The sequence below is a fragment of the Streptomyces sp. NPDC093225 genome (assembly GCF_044753805.1).
Taxonomy (GTDB): Bacteria; Actinomycetota; Actinomycetes; order Streptomycetales; family Streptomycetaceae; genus Streptomyces.
On record NZ_JBIVNX010000054.1, the window covers coordinates 31,797 to 49,652 of the forward strand.

At 74.9% G+C, this 17,856-nt stretch carries 13 protein-coding genes; 11 read left to right on the forward strand and 2 right to left on the reverse strand.

All coding sequences use genetic code 11. The features are described from left to right. Positions 1–44: 44 nt before the first annotated feature. Together ACIQCH_RS32645 and ACIQCH_RS32650 are read left to right on the forward strand one after the other, a co-directional pair. On the forward strand, positions 45–4,013 hold the full coding sequence (locus ACIQCH_RS32645; protein WP_402586927.1) for a glycosyltransferase family 2 protein: 3,969 nt from the start codon (positions 45–47) through the stop codon (positions 4,011–4,013). Beyond that, the gene (locus ACIQCH_RS32650) at positions 4,010–5,482 is read left to right on the forward strand and encodes a DUF5719 family protein (RefSeq protein WP_402586929.1); all 1,473 of its coding nucleotides are present in this window, start codon (positions 4,010–4,012) and stop codon (positions 5,480–5,482) included. Before ACIQCH_RS32645 ends, ACIQCH_RS32650 begins: the two co-directional genes overlap by 4 nt. Before the next feature lie 402 nt (positions 5,483–5,884). Here ACIQCH_RS32650 and ACIQCH_RS32655 read toward each other — a convergent pair whose 3' ends face one another. After that, positions 5,885–6,346: a metallopeptidase family protein gene (locus ACIQCH_RS32655; RefSeq protein WP_402586931.1), complete on the reverse strand. Its 462-nt coding sequence runs from the start codon at positions 6,344–6,346 to the stop codon at positions 5,885–5,887. Between the two features lie 387 nt (positions 6,347–6,733). Here ACIQCH_RS32655 and ACIQCH_RS32660 point away from each other — a divergent pair, with 387 nt between their 5' ends. From ACIQCH_RS32660 to ACIQCH_RS32695, 8 genes are all read left to right on the forward strand, one after another. Continuing rightward, positions 6,734–7,156: a DUF3499 domain-containing protein gene (locus ACIQCH_RS32660; RefSeq protein ID WP_402586947.1), complete on the forward strand. Its 423-nt coding sequence runs from the start codon at positions 6,734–6,736 to the stop codon at positions 7,154–7,156. A gap of 163 nt (positions 7,157–7,319) precedes the next feature. Next, positions 7,320–8,690, forward strand: coding sequence for a phosphomannomutase/phosphoglucomutase (locus tag ACIQCH_RS32665; RefSeq protein WP_402586933.1), 1,371 nt, complete (start codon positions 7,320–7,322; stop codon positions 8,688–8,690). 246 nt (positions 8,691–8,936) lie between these two features. After that, positions 8,937–9,125: a Trm112 family protein gene (locus ACIQCH_RS32670; RefSeq protein WP_402586934.1), complete on the forward strand. Its 189-nt coding sequence runs from the start codon at positions 8,937–8,939 to the stop codon at positions 9,123–9,125. Positions 9,126–9,219: 94 nt separating this feature from the next. Then, complete coding sequence (locus tag ACIQCH_RS32675) at positions 9,220–10,356, forward strand: SIS domain-containing protein (protein WP_402586936.1); 1,137 nt, start codon at positions 9,220–9,222, stop codon at positions 10,354–10,356. Positions 10,357–10,568: 212 nt separating this feature from the next. Further along, a complete protein-coding gene (manA, locus tag ACIQCH_RS32680; RefSeq protein WP_402586938.1) occupies positions 10,569–11,741 on the forward strand; it encodes a mannose-6-phosphate isomerase, class I in 1,173 nt (390 codons plus the stop codon). An 88-nt stretch (positions 11,742–11,829) separates the two neighbouring features. After that, entirely contained in the window at positions 11,830–12,768 is a 939-nt protein-coding gene (locus tag ACIQCH_RS32685) for a cation diffusion facilitator family transporter (protein WP_402586940.1), read from the forward strand. Between the two features lie 299 nt (positions 12,769–13,067). Next, a complete protein-coding gene (gene ahcY, locus ACIQCH_RS32690; RefSeq protein ID WP_402586942.1) occupies positions 13,068–14,504 on the forward strand; it encodes an adenosylhomocysteinase in 1,437 nt (478 codons plus the stop codon). 215 nt (positions 14,505–14,719) lie between these two features. Next, positions 14,720–15,337, forward strand: coding sequence for a hypothetical protein (locus ACIQCH_RS32695; RefSeq protein ID WP_402586944.1), 618 nt, complete (start codon positions 14,720–14,722; stop codon positions 15,335–15,337). A gap of 24 nt (positions 15,338–15,361) precedes the next feature. On the opposite strand, the gene ACIQCH_RS32700 is transcribed toward ACIQCH_RS32695, so the two are convergent. After that, positions 15,362–16,363: an RDD family protein gene (locus ACIQCH_RS32700; protein ID WP_402586949.1), complete on the reverse strand. Its 1,002-nt coding sequence runs from the start codon at positions 16,361–16,363 to the stop codon at positions 15,362–15,364. Between the two features lie 151 nt (positions 16,364–16,514). On the opposite strand from ACIQCH_RS32700, the gene ACIQCH_RS32705 reads away from it, so the two are divergent. Further along, complete coding sequence (locus ACIQCH_RS32705) at positions 16,515–17,522, forward strand: stage II sporulation protein M (protein WP_402586946.1); 1,008 nt, start codon at positions 16,515–16,517, stop codon at positions 17,520–17,522. Positions 17,523–17,856 lie beyond the last annotated feature (334 nt).

The following is a 17,856-nucleotide window of genomic DNA, read 5'->3' on the forward strand; positions in this document are numbered from 1 at the left end:
CCCCGCCGCCGGGGGAGTCCCCAGCCCGGAGGGCTCGTACCCCGATGTCCGTGCACAGTCACCAGGCGGCCTCCTCCTCTACGGCGGCCGCCGCACCCGAGTTCCCCCGGCATGTCGTCACCGCGGTCCTCGTCGCGCACGACGGCTCCCGCTGGCTCCCCCAGGCCCTCGCCGGCCTCCTCGGCCAGGAACGCCCCGCGCAGGGCCACGTCGCCGCCGACACCGGCAGCGCCGACGACTCCGCCCGCCTGCTGACGGAGGCCTTCGGCGACGGGCGCGTCCTCCACCTCGCCCGCCGCACCGGCTTCGGCGCCGCCGTCGACGAGTGTGTCCGTACGGCCCCCGTCCTCACCCCCGAGGACCTCCCGTACCTCAAGCGCCCCAGCGGCTGGGACCCCGTCAGCCGCACCTGGAACGACGACGCGTACGACCTCCCCGACCTCCCCCACGGCGAGCCCGTCCAGTGGCTGTGGCTGCTCCACGACGACTGCGCTCCCGCCCCCGACGCCCTGGCCCAACTCCTGCGCGTCGCCGACGAAAACCCCGACGCCGCCGTCATCGGCCCCAAGCTGCGCGGCTGGTACGACCGCAAGCAGCTGCTCGAAGCCGGCGTCACCATCGCCCACAGCGGCCGCCGCTGGACCGGCCTCGACCGCCGCGAGCAGGACCAGGGCCAGCACGACCAGATCCGCCCCGTGCTGTCCGTCTCCACCGCCGGCATGCTCGTCCGCCGCGACGTCTACGAGCAGCTCGGCGGCTTCGACCGCCGCCTGCCCCTCATGCGCGACGACGTCGACCTGTGCTGGCGCGCCCACACAGCCGGCCACCGCGTCCTCGTCGCCCCCGACGCCGTCCTGCGGCACGCCGAGGCCTCCGCCCGCGAACGCCGCCCCATCGACTGCGCCGGCCGCTCCGTCGCGAGCCCGCACCGGGTGGACAAGTCCGGCGCCGTCTACACGATGCTCGTCAACGCGCGCACCGCCGCCCTGCCGTACGTCCTCCTCCGGCTCGTCCTCGGCACCCTTCTGCGCACCCTCGCCTACCTCGTGGGCAAGGCCCCCGGTCAGGCCGTCGACGAGGTCGGCGGCCTCTTCCGCACCCTCCTGCGCCCCGGGCGGATCCTCTCCGCCCGGCGCCGGCGCGGCCGCTCCGCCGTCCCCGCCGCCGAACTGCGCCCGCTGTTCCCGCCGCCCGGCGCCACCGTCCGCGCCACCGTCGAGCAGCTCGCCGGCTACCTCGGCGCCGGCCGCGACTCCGACGCCCCCGGCGCCGGCCGGCACGGTGCCGTCGAGTCCGGACCCGGCGGCGACGACGCCGACTTCCTCGAGATCGAGCAGTTCGCCCGCCTCAAGCGCATCGCCCGCAAGCCCGCGCCCGTGCTGTTCGCGGTCCTGCTGCTCGCCTCCCTCGTCGCCTGCCGCGGCCTCCTCGGCGGCGGCTCCCTCATGGGCGGCGCCCTGCTGCCCGCCCCCGACGGCGCCTCCGGGCTCGGCGGCGGCTACCTCGCCGACTGGCACCCGGTCGGCACCGGCGACACCACCACCGCACCCCCCTACCTCGCGGTCCTCGCCACCCTCTCCGGCCTCCTCCTCGGCAACCCGCAGCTCGCGCTCACCCTCCTGCTCGTCTGCTCCGTCCCGTTGGCCGGCCTGACCGCCTACTTCGCCTCCCGGCCGCTGGTCGAGTCCCGCCTGCTGCGCGCCTGGGCCGCGATCGCGTACGCCTTCCTGCCCGCCGTCACCGGCGCGCTGGCCGGCGGCCGCCTCGGCACCGCCGTGCTGGCCGTGCTCCTGCCGCTCCTCGCCCGCGCCGCCGTGGCCGCGTACGGCCTGACCGACCGGGAAGAGGGGGCCAGGGGAAGCTGGCGGGCCCTGTGGACGTACACCCTCCTGCTCACGCTCGCGACCGCCTTCACCCCGGTCGTCTGGCCGCTGGCCGCCGTCCTCGGCATCGCCGCCCTCGTCGTCAACCGCGCCCAGGCGACCGCCTACGCGCTGCGGCTGCTGGCCAACCTGGCCACTCCGGTGCTGGTGCTCGCCCCCTGGTCGCTGACGCTGTTCACGCACCCCGCCGCCCTGCTGCGCGAGGCCGGCCTGCCCGCCGACCCCGGCGCCGCGACCGCCCTCGACCTGCTCGGCATCAGCCCCGGCGGCCCCAAGACCGTCGGCGGCCTGCTGCTCATCGGCATCGTGCTCGCCGCCCTCGCGGCCCTGCTGCGCGACGACCGCCGGTTCGCGATCCGCACCGCCTGGGCCGTCGCCCTGGCCGGACTGGCCTGCGCCGTCCTGCTCAACCGCACCGGCTGGGCCGGCCCCGCGACCCTCCTCTACGGCATCGCGCTCCTGGCCGCCGCCACCCTCGGCGCGGACGGCGCCCGCGAGCGCGTCGCCGCCCAGAACTTCGGCTGGCGCCAGCCCCTGGCCGGTCTGATCGCCCTCGCCGCGGCCGGCGGCCCGCTGGTCGCCGCCGCGGGCTGGATGCTCGGCGGCGCGGCCGGACCGCTGGAGCGCCGCGACCCCGTCCAGGTGCCCGCCTTCGTCGCCGAGGAGAGCCGCACCCGCGACCAGGCCCGCACCCTCGTCCTCGACGGGGACTCGCCCGCCAAGGTCGCCTACACCCTCGTCCGCGGTTCCGGCGGCCACCTCGGCGACGCCGAGATCGCCGCCGCGAACGGCAGCGACCCCCGCCTCGACAAGGTCGTCTCCAACCTCGTCGCCGGCTCCGGCGCCGACCAGACCGACCAGCTCGGCTCCTTCGCGATCCGCTACGTCCTCGTCCGCGACGGCGCACCCCAGCAGATGGGCCGCGTCCTCGACGCCACCCCGGGCCTGAGCCGCCTCAGCCAGCTCGACGGCAGCGCGCTGTGGCGGGTCGACCGCCAGGTCGCCCGGGCCGTGATCCTCTCCGGCAAGCCCGGCGACGACCCGATCCCGGTCGCCTCCGGCGCCGTCGAGGCCCACACCGAGGTCCCCGCCGGACCCGTCGGCCGCGTCCTGCGCATCGCCGACACCGCCGCGCCCGGCTGGCGGGCCACCCTCGACGGCCGCGAGCTGACGAAGAAGACCGTCGACGGCTGGGCCCAGGCCTTCGAACTCCCCGCCGAGGGCGGCCGCCTCGACCTCACCTACGCGGGCTCCTTCGCCAACCGCGCCTGGCACTGGACGCAGGGCACCCTGGCCGTGGTCCTGCTCGTGATGGCCCTGCCGGGCCGCCGCCGCGAACTCGACGACGACCTCCCGGAGGAGGAGGCCCCCGCCGCGCCGCAGGGCACCGAGGGCACCGGCCGGCGGGCCCGCCGGCTGCGCGCCGAGGCCGAGGCCGCCGCCGCGCCCGCCGAGGCGTACGGTCAGCAGGCCGACCCGTACGCGGCCGACCCGCAGGGCTCCGACGATGCGTACGCCGCCGACGCGCACGCCTCCGACGGCCCGTACGCCACCGGGACCGGCGACGCGCGGACGGACGCGTTCACGGGCGTGCCCGCGCAGCCCGCCTACGGCGAGTGGGACACCCCCGCCCCGGCCTACGCGGACGCTCCCGAGGCCACCGGCTACGGGTACGGGGCCCAGGGCACCGGCCACCCGCAGGGCGGCTTCCCCGAGACCGGCTACGCGGACTCCGGCTACGCCGACCCCGCGGCCGGGACCGCGTACGGCGACGGGACCTACCCCGGCACCGGACACCCCGGCGCGGCGCACGGCGGCACGGACGCCGGCGGGTACGCCGAAACCGGGTACCGGGACGGCGCGGGCGCCGGCGGGTACGCCGGTGCCGGCTACGGGGACGGCCCGTACGAGGACGGCGGCTACGCCGACGGCTCGTACCGCGACGGCTCCGGCACCCACGCGGACGGCGGCTACGGCGAGACCGGGTACCCCGACGGCAGCCACCTCGACGGCAGCCCCGACGCCGCGTACGGCTACGGCGAGGCCGCCCCGTACGACCCCCACGCCCGGGGCCGCGCCCAGGGCTTCGGCCACGACGACCGGCGTTCCGACGGGAGCAACCAGCAGTGAACCGCGCACCCCTGACCCTCGCCGCCGCGGCCGCCGGGCTCGCGGCCCTCACCGGGATCGCCGCGTTCACCGCGCCCGCCGCACCGGCCGCCGACTCCGGCCGGGCCGCGACCCGGCTGCCGGTCGAGCGGTCCGCGCTGCTCTGCCCCGCGCCCAGCGGCTCCGACCTCGCCGAGACGACGTACACCTCCGTCACCCCGAAGGGTGCCGACGGGGCGGCCACCGGTACGGGCACCGCGCAGTTGGTGACCGCCGACAAGAAGCCCACCGCCCGGCTGACCCTCAAGGAGCCCGGCAAGCCGGTCTCGGGCAGCGCCAACGGCGCCGAGGCCCCGGCCCTCGCCGGTGCCGCGGACGGCCGCCTCGCCCCCGGCTGGGCCGCCCAGCAGACCACCGTCGTCTCCGCGGGCTCGGCCCGCGGCGTGCTGGGGGTCAGCTGCACCGCCCCCGACACCGACTTCTGGTTCCCGGGCGCGAGCACCGCCAAGACCCGGCAGGACTACCTGCACGTCACCAACCCCGACGACACCGCCGCCGTCGTCGACATCGAGCTCTACGGCCCCGACGGCGTCCTCAAGTCCGACTCGGGCGCGGGCGAGGGCATCCCGGTGCCGGCCAAGTCCTCCGTGCCCGTGCTGCTGTCGACGCTGACGACCGCGCCGCTGGCCGACCTGACCGTGCACGTCACCACCCGCACCGGGCGGGTCGGCGCCGCCGTGCAGGTCCAGGAGGAGGGCGTGGGCGCCGACTGGCTGCCCGCCTCCGCCGACGCGGCCGGTTCCCTGGTCCTGCCCGGCATCCCGGCCGACGCCACCGACGTCCGCCTGGTCGCCTTCGCCACCGGCGACGACGACGCCGACCTGAAGCTGCGGCTGGCCGGCCCGACCGGCTCGATCACCCCGGCCGGCGCCGAGACGCTGCACGTGAAGTCCCGGATGACGGCGACGATCGACCTCAAGAACCTCACCCGCGGCGACGCCGGCTCGCTGCTGCTCGCCCCCGCCGACCCCGCGCACACCGCACCGGTCGTGGCCGCCCTGCGGGTGACCCGAGGCAGCGGCGCGAAGCAGGAGCTGGCCTTCGTCCCGGCCACCGGGGCGCTGGGTGCGCGGGCCACCGCGGCCGACAACCGGGCCACCGGCACCACCCTCTCCCTGACCGCCCCGACCGCCGACGCGACCGTCAAGGTCACCGCCTCCGTCGGCACGCAGGCGGGGACGTCGACGTCGAAGACGTACACGGTGAAGGCGGGCACGACCCTGGCCGTCCAGCCACCGGTGCCGGCCGGGCTCAAGGGCTCGTACGCACTGACCGTCGAGACCGAGTCGGGCGGGCCGGTGCACGTCGCGCGCATGCTGGCGCTGCCCGACGACGGGATCCCGATGTTCACGATCCAGACGCTGCCCGACGACCGCGGCACGGTCGCGGTACCGGAGGCGGAGCAGGACCTGTCGGTGCTGAGCCGCTGATCCCGGCCGGGGCCGACCTGGGCTCCGGCCCACGGGTGCCGGGTGGGTCCACGGGCGGCGGCGAGACCTGGCCCGAGCCCCGCGGCGCCCCGCGCCAGGTCCCGGCCCGACCCGGGCCACCGCATCCTTGGCGGTGCCTGGTGGGTCCCGTGGTGTGTGGGGGAGGCGCTTGAGGCGGTAGGGCAGGCTGGTCCGGAGGCAGGCCCGGGCCTGGGGTGGCCGCAGGCCAGGGCCGAAGGCCCCGAAGCCCCAGGGGTGGGCCTGCCGCAGGGCCTGCAGGCCCTGCCGGGTCAAGCGCCGAGGGGACCCACACACCACGGGACCCACCCCGAAGCGAGCCCCCGCGACCACCAGCCGATCACCCCCGGGACCACCGGGCCCAAGGCGCCCCGCCCCCGGCCGCTACTCCTGCCCGTACCGGGGGTCGACCGACTCCGGGGACAGCCCCAGCAGTTCCGCGACCTGCTCCACGACGATCTCGTGCACCAGCAGGGCCCGCTCGTCGCGCGACTTCGTCCGGATCTCCACCGGCCGCCGGTAGACCACGATCCGCGCCGGATCGCCGTCGTGCGCCGGCACCACCCCGCCCAGCGGTACGGCCTCGTCGCTCCAGCCCGTCTCCGCGCCGCCCGGCCGCGGCACCTCGGCCACGACGAACTCCACCTCGGCCAGCTGCGGCCAACGCCGCTCCAGCCGTTCCACGGAGTCCTGCACGAGGTCGCCGAAGAGCTCCGCCCGGCTGGCCGACAGCGGCACCTGCGGCGGCGCGACGGGGCCCCGCATCCCCCGGCCGTGCCGGTCGCGGCGGCGTGGCCGCGGCTCGTAGGGGCGCTCACTCTGGGGAGGCGGTACGGGACTGTCCATCACCCACGCAGGGTAGCCCTCGGCGGACCGCCGCGGGCCGGTCCCGGCGGCCTCGGCGGGCGCGTCGTACCCGGCCGGCGACGGTATCGCGCCAGGCAGCGGGCCGGTTCGGGGCGCCGACCGGCCCCGCGGCGGCCCGCACGCCGGTCGCGGGCGCTTCGCCCCGCAACCGCCCGGCATGTCGCACATTGAACATTCCGGCCAAGCTTGGGTGCGGTTCCGGATCCTCCGCTGAGCGGTGATCTCGCGCCGACTGTCATGGTTCGTACCGACTCGTGACCGAGATCCGGCCGTGCGCCCCCCACCCCCGGACCGTCCCGCGCAGGTCAGACCGGTCGCCGCCGGGCGCGCGAGGGCCGAGATCCCGCCACGACACGGGGGAGTGAGCTGGGGCAGAGTCGTCGCGGCCCGGTCAAGAGTGCGGTACCGTCCAACCTCGTGAGCCCTGTACGTCGCTGTTCGCGCACCGCGTGCGGCCGCCCTGCCGTCGCAACACTGACGTACGTCTACGCCGACTCGACCGCAGTTCTCGGCCCGCTCGCCACCTACGCCGAGCCCCACTGCTACGACCTGTGCGCCGAGCACTCGGAGCGCCTGACCGCACCCCGCGGCTGGGACGTCGTACGCCTGAGCGACGGCTCGAAACCGTCCCGGCCCACCGGCGACGACCTGGAAGCACTCGCCAACGCCGTCCGCGAGGCGGCCCGCCCGCACGACCGCGCGGCCGAGGCCGGCGGCGGCAAGAACGGCGGCCCCGTGGGCGAGACCCGCCGAGGTCACCTGCGCGTCCTGCGCTCGCCGGACTCCTGAGCCGCCGCGGCGCACCCGACACCGGGAGCCCGCCGCCCCACCGCCCTCCCTTTCCCGCCACCCGGCCGCCACGCGCCGGGCCCGCCGCTGCCCCACGGGCCCTCCGGGCCGCCCCGCCGGGTAGGTTGGTGCGACCACCGCACCGACCTCAGGAGGGCAGGCCGTGGCAGCCGATCTGTCGCAGATCATCAAGGCGTACGACGTACGCGGGGTCGTCCCGGACCAGTGGGACGAAACGCTGGCGGAGCTGTTCGGCGCCGCTTTCGTGCAGGTCACCCAGGCCACGGCCATCGTGATCGGACACGACATGCGGCCCTCGTCGCCCGGCCTGGCCGCCGCCTTCGGGCGCGGCGCCGCCGCCCGGGGGGCCGACGTGACCGAGATCGGTCTGTGCTCCACCGACCAGCTGTACTTCGCCTCCGGCCACCTCGGCCTGCCCGGCGCGATGTTCACCGCCTCGCACAACCCCGCCCAGTACAACGGCATCAAGATGTGCCGGGCCGGGGCCGCACCCGTGGGCCAGGACACCGGCCTCGCGGAGATCCGCACCCTGGCCGAGGGCTGGCTCGAGGACGGCGCCCCCGCGCCCGTCCCGGCGGAGCGGACCGGCACCGTCACGCGACGCGACACCCTCGACGACTACGCCGCCCACCTGAAGTCCCTCGTGGACCTCTCGGCCATCCGGCCGCTCAAGGTCGTCGTCGACGCCGGCAACGGCATGGGCGGCCACACCGTCCCCACGGTCTTCGCCGGGCTGCCGCTGGACGTCGTCCCGATGTACTTCGAGCTGGACGGCACCTTCCCCAACCACGAGGCCAACCCCCTCGACCCGAAGAACATCGTCGACCTCCAGCAGCGGGTCCGCGCCGAGGGCGCCGACCTCGGCATCGCCTTCGACGGCGACGCCGACCGCTGCTTCGTCGTCGACGAGCGCGGCGAGGGAGTCTCCCCGTCCGCGATCACCGCCCTGGTCGCCGCCCGCGAGCTGGAGCGGCACGGCGGCTCGGGCACGGTCATCCACAACCTGATCACCTCCTGGTCGGTGCCGGAGGTCGTCCGCGAGCACGGCGGCACCCCGGTCCGCACCCGCGTCGGGCACTCCTTCATCAAGGAGGAGATGGCGAAGAGCGGGGCGATCTTCGGCGGCGAGCACTCGGCGCACTACTACTTCAAGGACTTCTGGAACGCGGACACCGGCATGCTGGCCGCGCTCCACGTCCTCGCGGCCCTCGGCGGCCAGGACGGGCCCCTCTCGGCGCTCGTCTCGTCCTACGACCGCTACGTCGGCTCCGGCGAGATCAACTCCACCGTCGCCGACCAGACGGCCCGCACCGCCGCCGTCCGCGCCGCCTTCGCGGACCGGCCGGGCGTCACGCTGGACGAGCTCGACGGCCTGACGGTCTCCACCGCCGACTGGTGGTTCAACCTCCGGCCCTCCAACACCGAGCCGCTCCTGCGCCTGAACGTCGAGGCCCGCGACGCCGCCACGCTCGCCACCCTCCGCGACGAGGTCCTCGCCCTGGTCCGCGCCTGACCAACCGGACGGGTGGCGGGGCCGGATTCCCGGCCCCGCCATCCGTTCGAGACGCCGGCCGGCCGTATCCGGCCCCGCCGGCGCGCGAGGCGCGGGGTCCGGGGCGGAGCCCGTGGAGGCCGGCGCGCAGTGCCCGACCCCGCGCAAGGGGTCCGAGAACCGCCCCCGCAGGCCCCGCCAAGCCGCACCGCACCGCAGACGGCGGTACGCTGACCTGGCCCAAACCGCTTGTTGAAGGGACGCCCCATGCCGCTCGAAGCCGGCCTTCTGGAGATCCTCGCCTGCCCCGCCTGCCACGCCCCCCTCGAGGACCGGTCGGCGGACGAGTCGGCCCCCGAGCTGATCTGCACCGGCAAGGACGACTGCGGCCTGGCCTACCCCGTGCGCGACGGCATCCCCGTCCTCCTCGTGGACGAGGCGCGCCGCCCCGCCTGAGCCGCGCCCCGGGGCGCCGGGGCGCCCGACCCACGGGCCCGCGGTGGCCGAGGCACCCCCCGCACGACCAGGACCGGTGAAATTCGGAGGCCCCATGCTGGACGAGTCGCTGCTGGACGAACCCGAGGCCCTCGGCCGGGCGGACCGCCGAGGGCTGCTCCGCGGCGCCGCGGAAGCCGGCGCCCGGGTCCGTACCGCGGCCCGGCACGCGGCCGAGGCCGGCCTCGCCGACCTGCGCCCCGACGGCCGCCCCCGCGCGGTCCTGATCGCGGGCCCCGGCACCGCCCCCACCGGAGTGTCGGACCTGCTCTCGGCCCTCGCCGGCGCGAGCGCCCCCGTCACGCGCCTGCACCCGACCGGCGTCGCCCCGGCCTCCGGCGCCCTGCGCTGGGCCCTGCCCGGCTGGGCCGGCTCGGTCGACCTGCTGCTCATCGCCACCACCGACGGCTCCGAGCCCGGTCTGGCCGTCCTCGCCGAGCAGGCCTACCGGCGCGGCTGCACCGTCGTCGCCGTCGCCCCCCAGCGCAGCCCGCTCAGCGAGTCCGTCGGTGCCGCCCACGGGCTCGTCGTCCCCATGGCCACGGCCCCGCACCAAGAGGTCGACGACAGCGCCACCTCCGCCGGCCCCGGCGCGCTGTGGGCCCTGCTCACCCCGCTGCTCGTGCTCCTCGACAAGGTCGGCCTGATCTCCGCCTCCCCGGAGAACCTCCAGCTCGTCGCCGACCGCCTCGACCGCACCGCCGAGCGCTGCGGGCCGGCCATCGCGACGTACTCGAACCCCGCCAAGACCCTGGCCGCGGAACTCGCCGACTCCCTCCCGCTCATCTGGACCGAGGGCGCCGGCGCGGGCCCCGCCGGCCGCCGCTTCGCCGCCGTGCTCGCCGAACTCGCCGGCCGCCCCGCGCTCGCCGCCGAACTGCCGATGGCCCTGCCGGCCCACGGGGTCCTGCTGGCCGGCGCCTTCGCCGCCGGCGCCGACCCCGACGACTTCTTCCGCGACCGCGTGGAGGAGCGCCAGGCCCTGCACGCCCGCGTCGTCCTGCTGCGCGACCGGCCGACCGGCGGACTGACCGCCGCCCCGGCCGCGCGGGAACTCGCCCTCAGCCACGACACGGCCGTCAGCGAGCTCGAACCCGAGGAGGGCAGCGACCTCGAATCGCTCGCCGAACTCCTCGCCGTCACCGACTTCGCCACCGCCTACCTGGCGCTGGCCTCAGGGGGGCGCCCGTGAGGAGGCGTACGTTCCACGGCCGTACGGGCCACCGTCACCCGGACCAGGCGTCCCGTCACCCGGACCCGGTATCCCGTACCCGTCACGGACGTGCACGGCCCCCGCGGACGTTCACGACCAAGGGACCGGCCTGACCGGAGGACCCCGGCCCCGCACACGGCGGGCAGGTCCGCCAGGCCCGTCCCGGCCCGCCTCCCACAGGAAGACGACCGATGGACCGCCTCTCGAACACCGTCCGCCCCTACGCCTGGGGTTCCACCACCGCGATCCCGGAACTCCTCGGCACCGCACCCACGGGCGAGCCGCAGGCCGAGCTGTGGATGGGAGCCCACCCCGGCGCCCCCTCCCGCGTCGACCGCGGCACCGGCGAGAAGGCCCTCGGCGAGATCATCGCCGCCGACCCCGAGCGCGAACTGGGCGCGGCCGCGGTCGCGAAGTTCGGTCCCGCACTGCCCTTCCTGTTCAAGATCCTGGCCGCCGGCGCCCCGCTCTCCCTCCAGGTCCACCCCGACCTCGCCCAGGCCCGCGAGGGCTTCGCCGACGAGGAGCGCCGCGGCGTCGCGATCGACGCCCCGCACCGCAACTACAAGGACGCCAACCACAAGCCCGAACTGGTCTGCGCCCTCACCCCGTTCACGGGCCTGTGCGGCTTCCGCGACCCCGTCGAGGCGGCCGACCTCATCGCCGGCCTCGAGGTCGACTCCCTCAAGCCGTACGTCGACCTGCTGCACGCCCACCCCGCCGACGCGGCCCTGCGCGAGGTCCTCACCGCGGTGCTGAGCGCCGACCGCGCCGAGACGGCCCGTACGGTCGCCGAGGCCGGCGCCGCCGCCGAGCGGCTGGGCGGCCCGTACGAGGCCTTCGCCGGCCTCGCGCACCACTACCCGGGCGACCCCGGCGTCATCGCCGCCATGCTGCTCAACCCCGTACGGCTCCAGCCCGGCGAGGCCATGTTCCTCGGCGCCGGCATCCCGCACGCCTACCTCGACGGCCTCGGCGTCGAGTTGATGGCCAACTCGGACAACGTGCTGCGCTGCGGACTCACCCCCAAGCACGTCGACGTGCCCGAGCTGCTGCGGGTCACCTCGTTCGAGCCCGGCGAGCCCGCCCTCCTGAGGCCCGAGGGCGGCACCGAGGAGGTGTACGAGACCCCCATCGACGAGTTCCGGCTCTCCCGCTTCCTCCTCGCGCCCGGTGCGGCCCCCGTGCAACTCCCCGACGCGACCCCGCAGATCCTGCTCTGCACCGCCGGCGCCCCCGTGGTACGCGCTCCGGGCGGACACCAAGAGGCCCTCGCGCCGGGGCAGTCCGTGTTCGTTCCCGCCGGCGAGAAGGTTGAATTGTCCGATAGCGGCACGATTTTCCGGGCCACCGTAGTGGTCTGACGTAGCGTCCCGCCCGGCGGCTGCAACAATGTGCGGCCGAATCAACCGGCTCTCCAGGCCACGGCCCGAGAAGGGACACCCTGCACCCATGAGCGCGTCAGGCGGAACCAAGGCGATCGTGGCGGCCCTCGCCGCCAACCTCGCCATCGCTGCCTCCAAATTCGTCGCCTTCGCCTTCAGCGGATCGTCGTCGATGCTGGCGGAGGGCGTCCACTCGCTGGCCGACTCCGGGAACCAGGGGCTGCTGCTCCTCGGCGGCAAGAAGGCCCAGCGCGAGGCCACCCCCCAGCACCCCTTCGGGTACGGGCGCGAGCGCTACATCTACGCCTTCCTCGTCTCCATCGTCCTCTTCACGGTCGGCGGCATGTTCGCGATCTACGAGGGCTACGAGAAGATCAAGGAGCCGCACGAGATCGAGGCCTGGTACTGGCCCGTCGGCGTGCTCGTCTTCGCGATCATCGCGGAGGGCTTCTCCTTCCGGACCGCCATCGCCGAGTCCAACCAGCTGCGCGGCGCGCTGTCCTGGAAGGACTTCATCCGCCGCGCCAAGGCCCCCGAGCTCCCCGTGGTCCTCCTCGAGGACTTCGGCGCCCTCGTCGGCCTCGTCCTCGCCCTCGGCGGCGTCGGCCTGTCGCTCCTGACCGGCGACGGCATCTGGGACGGCATCGGCACCGTCTGCATCGGCGCGCTGCTGATCGTCATCGCGATCGTGCTGGCCGCCGAGACCAAGTCGCTGCTCCTCGGCGAGGCCGCGGGCACCGAGGAGGTCGCCAAGATCGGTGCGGCCGTCGTCGACGGCCGCACCGTCACCGGCGTCATCCACATGCGCACCCTGCACCTCGGCCCCGAGGAACTGCTCGTCGCCGCCAAGATCGCGGTGCAGCACGACGACACCGCCGCCGAGGTGGCCCGCGCCATCGACGCCGCCGAGGCGCGCATCCGCGAGGCCGTCCCGATCGCCCGCGTCATCTACCTGGAGCCGGACATCCTCCGCTCCAACCCCTCCACCCCCGCCGCCCAGGCCTGACGGCCCGGCCCGCCGTACGGCGACGCCCCCCGCCCGCGCGCGCAGCGGACGGGGGGCGAACCGGCCACACCGCAACGCCCGAAAACCGCCACTACTTGTCCCGCCGTCGGCTGGGGCGGACTCGGCCGATCGGTGTAGATTCGGGAACGGTGTCAGACGTCGCTGCTGATGGCGGTCGGGCGGTCCTGCGTGGCCGGCCGAGGGGAGAGAGGGCCTCCGACGGACTGCGCTGGTGCGCCCCCAGAGGTGCACGGCTCAGCCGTACCCACCCTCTCGACCATCCCAGAGGAGCAGCACGCATGGACTTCAAGGTCGCAGACCTCTCCCTCGCCGCCTTCGGCCGCAAGGAGATCACGCTGGCCGAGCACGAGATGCCCGGCCTCATGTCGATCCGCAAGGAGTACGCCGCCGCCCAGCCGCTGGCCGGCGCCCGCATCACCGGCTCGCTGCACATGACCGTGCAGACCGCCGTGCTGATCGAGACGCTCGTCGCGCTCGGCGCCGAGGTCCGCTGGGCCTCCTGCAACATCTTCTCCACCCAGGACCACGCCGCCGCGGCCATCGCCGTCGGCCCGAACGGCACCCCGGAGAACCCGCAGGGCGTCCCGGTCTTCGCCTGGAAGGGCGAGACGCTGGAGGAGTACTGGTGGTGCACCGAGCAGGCGCTGACCTGGCCGGGCACCCCCACCGGCGGCCCGAACATGATCCTCGACGACGGCGGTGACGCCACCCTCCTCGTCCACAAGGGCGTCGAGTTCGAGAAGGCCGGCCAGGCCCCGGACCCGGCCACCGCGGACTCCGAGGAGTACGGCCACATCCTCACCCTCCTCAACCGCACCCTCGAGGAGAGCCCGCAGAAGTGGACGCAGCTCGCGTCCGACATCCGCGGCGTCACCGAGGAGACCACCACCGGTGTCCACCGCCTGTACGAGATGATGGCCGAGGGCACGCTGCTGTTCCCGGCGATCAACGTGAACGACGCGGTGACGAAGTCGAAGTTCGACAACAAGTACGGCTGCCGCCACTCCCTCATCGACGGCATCAACCGCGCCACCGACGTCCTCATCGGCGGCAAGACCGCCGTCGTGTGCGGTTACGGCGACGTCGGCAAGGGCTGCGCGGAGTCGCTGCGCGGCCAGGGCGCCCGCGTCATCGTCACCGAGATCGACCCCATCTGCGCCCTGCAGGCGGCGATGGACGGCTTCCAGGTCACCACGCTGGACGAGGTCGTCGAGACGGCCGACATCTTCATCACCACGACCGGCAACAAGGACATCATCATGGCCGCGGACATGGCCAAGATGAAGCACCAGGCGATCGTCGGCAACATCGGCCACTTCGACAACGAGATCGACATGGCCGGCCTGGCGAAGATCGAGGGCATCGTCAAGGACGAGGTCAAGCCGCAGGTCCACACCTGGACGTTCGCCGACGGCAAGGTCCTGATCGTCCTGTCCGAGGGCCGCCTGCTCAACCTGGGCAACGCCACCGGCCACCCGTCGTTCGTCATGTCGAACTCCTTCGCGGACCAGACCCTGGCCCAGATCGAGCTCTTCACCAAGCCGAACGAGTACCCGACCGACGTCTACGTGCTCCCCAAGCACCTCGACGAGAAGGTCGCCCGCCTCCACCTCGCCGCCCTGGGCGTCAAGCTGACCACCCTGCGCCAGGAGCAGGCCGACTACATCGGCGTCAAGGTCGAGGGCCCGTACAAGCCGGACCACTACCGCTACTGATCCCGGCCCGGTCCCACCGGTCCGGCCGCAGCACAGTGCACCAGGCAGGCCCCCGCACCCAGTGCCGGGGGCCTGCCCCGTACCCGGCCCCGCCCCGCCGGACCGGACGACCAGAACCCGTACGCACACAGGCACACAGCACACAGGCTCACCCGCACGCACGCACGCACGCACGCACGCACACGCACCACACCTCACGAACAGCAGGCGACCCCATGCCCCGCGGCCGATACTCGCTCCACGACCCGCACGACCACACCCCCCTCGGCGACGAGCACTTCCAGTGCGCCCCCGGCCCCTCCGGCTGGCGCTACGTCTCCCGGATCACCACCCCCACCGGGGAGGACAGGGGTTCGGTCGACCTGGCCGTCGACGAACTCGGCCGCCCCATCCGCCTCGAACTCCACGCCGCCGACTGGCAGGTCCGCGGCGCCGCCCTCGACGGCGTCACCTGGGTCCGCACCGACCCCACCGGCACCGAGGCCACCGAAGGCAACGTCCCCGCCCACGCCTTCACCGGCACGTCCCCGGCCTTCTACGTCGCCACTGCCCGCCTGCTGCGCCTCACCCCCGCCGCACCCCCCACCCGGGTCCGGCTCGTGGCCTTCACCGACCCCGTCCTGGCACCCCGCACGGTCGACCAGGCGTGGGCGCTGGTGAAGAGCGAGGCGCACCCCACCGACAGCGGACCGCTGATGGTGGACGAGTACCAGGTCAGCGCCCTGGACACGGGCGAGCAGCACACCGTGCACATCGCCGGCGACGTGGTCCTGTCCGCCCCCGGCATCGAACTCGAGGAACTGGAAACCCCGCCCTCGACCTTCCCGGCCTAGGCCCGGCCACCGACCTGCGCCGCCCTACGCCGGCGGCGCGAACCCCGTCGCGGGAGGAACCTCCGCGCCACCCGCCGTCGGCGGCACCGCAGCCGGCACGACCGGCACACCGACCGGCGCAGCCGGCATACCCGCGACCACCGGACCCCCGGCGGCACCGGGCCACGCGCCGGCCACCGGACCGCCGCCGGGCCACGTACCGGGCACCGGACCACCGCCAGGCCCGGGCGCCCACCCGGCTCCGGCGGGAGCCGGCGCCGCCGGAGCCCCGGAACCCGGCCCGAAGGCCCGCCGCGCATCCCGCTGCTGCCGCTCGTGCACCACGGCCGCCAGGTACGCCGCGGCCGGCACGCCCGGCGGCGCGGGCGTACCCGTGCACGCCACCAGGTCGTCCGCCAGCCGTGCCGCCATCGACGCGCCCACCGCCGGGTCGAGCTGGTGCATCCGCGTGAGGTACTGCCGCACCGCCAGCCACAGCCCGTCCGGTACGGCCGACAGGTCCAGCTCCGAGAACCGCCCCACCAGCCACGGCGGGGGCGGGGGCACGTACGCGGCCCGCGCCGCCCCCGGCACCCGCTCGCGCACGACCAGCGTCCCCGCGAACACGTCCCCGAGCCGCCGGCCGCGCGCCGACACCAACGACGCGATGATCGCCACGGTCCCGAACGTCATGAGCAGCTCGAAGACCCCGAGCGCCCCGCGCACCAGCGCGTGCCGGAACCGGATCGGGCCGCCGTCGTCCCGCACCACCCGCAGCCCGCACACCAGCTTCCCCAGCGAGCGCCCCCGGCTCAGCGTCTCCACCGCGATCGGCACCCCGACCAGGACCAGCACGAACAACGCGATGGACACCGCCGTCCGGGCCGCCTCGTCCAACGACGACGTGGCCGCCAGCAGCGCCACCGACGCCACCAGGAACACGACCCACTGCACGACCATGTCGATCACGATGGCCAGCCCCCGGCTCGGCAGCCGCGCGGGCCGCACCCCCAGGACGACCGCGTCCCCTGTCACCAGATCGCTCACCGAACGCCCGCCCTCCATGCCGTGCCGCCAGGTCACCCAGTCTGCCAAGCTGACGTTCGTACGGACACGCCCCACGGAACCCGCGCACCGCCGGCGGCCCGGGCCGTCCGCAGCCATCGGAAGCCATCGCACGCGGGGGAGCAGCAGCCGGATGGACCTCGACGTCTTCGTCACCGCCCACCAGGCAGAGTGGCACCGTCTGGAGCAGCTGCTCGGGCGCGGCCGCCGGCTCACCGGCGAGGAGGCCGACGAGCTGGTCGCGCTCTACCAGCGCACCGCCACCCACCTCTCCCTCCTCCAGTCGAGCGCCCCCGACCCGATGCTCACCGGCCGGCTCACCCAGCTCGTGGCCCGCGCCCGTGCGACCGTCACCGGGGCCCGCCGGTCCTCCTGGCGCGACGCGGCCCGCTTCTTCACCGCGGGCTTCCCCGCCGCCGTCTACCGCAGCCGCCGCTGGTGGGTGCCGACCGCCCTGCTCTGCACGGCCCTCGGCGCGGTCATCGGCTGGTGGATCGCCGCACACCCCGAAGTGCAGGCCGCGATCGCCGCCCCCGAGGAACTGCGCGCACTGACGGAGCCGGGCGGCGGGTACGAGGTCTACTACTCGAGCCACCCCGCGGCCTCGTTCGCCGCACAGGTGTGGACGAACAACGCGCAGGCCGCCGCCATGTGCCTGGTCCTGGGGGCGTTCCTGGGCCTGCCCGTGCTGTGGATCCTCTTCCAGAACGTCCTGAACCTCGGTGTCGGCCTCGGCCTGATGTCCTCGGCCGGCCGGCTCGACACCTTCCTGGGCCTGATCCTCCCGCACGGCCTGCTGGAACTGACGGCGGTCTTCGTCGCCGCGGGCACGGGCCTCCGCCTGGGCTGGACCGTCATCGACCCCGGCCCGCGCACGCGCAGGACCGCCCTCGCGGAACAGGGCCGCGCGGCGCTGGGCATGGCCATCGGGCTGGCCGCGGTCCTCTTCGTCTCGGGCCTGATCGAGGCCTTCGTGACCCCCTCGGGCCTGCCCACCTGGGCCCGCATCGCCATCGGCGTGCTCGCCGAGGGCGCCTTCCTGGCGTACGTCTTCGTGGTGGGGCGCCGAGCCGCGCGGGCGGGGGAGACCGGCGACGTCGAGCACGCGGACCGCAGCGCGTCCGTGCCGACGGCCGCCTGATGTGCGAGGGGCCCCCTCGAGCTGCTAGTCTCCTCGTCGGCCCGGAAACACCGTTGACACGGTCGACCGGGAGAGGTAGATTCGAACGGTTGCCTCGGACTGGACAGTCCGACTGCAACCTTCTAGAATCACTCTTACTCCCGAGCTGGAATCTCCATTCCACGAGTTGGAGTCAAACCCCGATCTCTTATTCGGATCCTGAAGCCGGAAAAACCCGGTGAAGAATTCTGATAGAGTCGGAAACGCCGAAAGGGAAAAGCCCCCCGAGAGGGAAACGGGCCGGAACCGGAAAGCACCGAGGAAATCGGATCGAGAAAAGATCTGATAGAGTCGG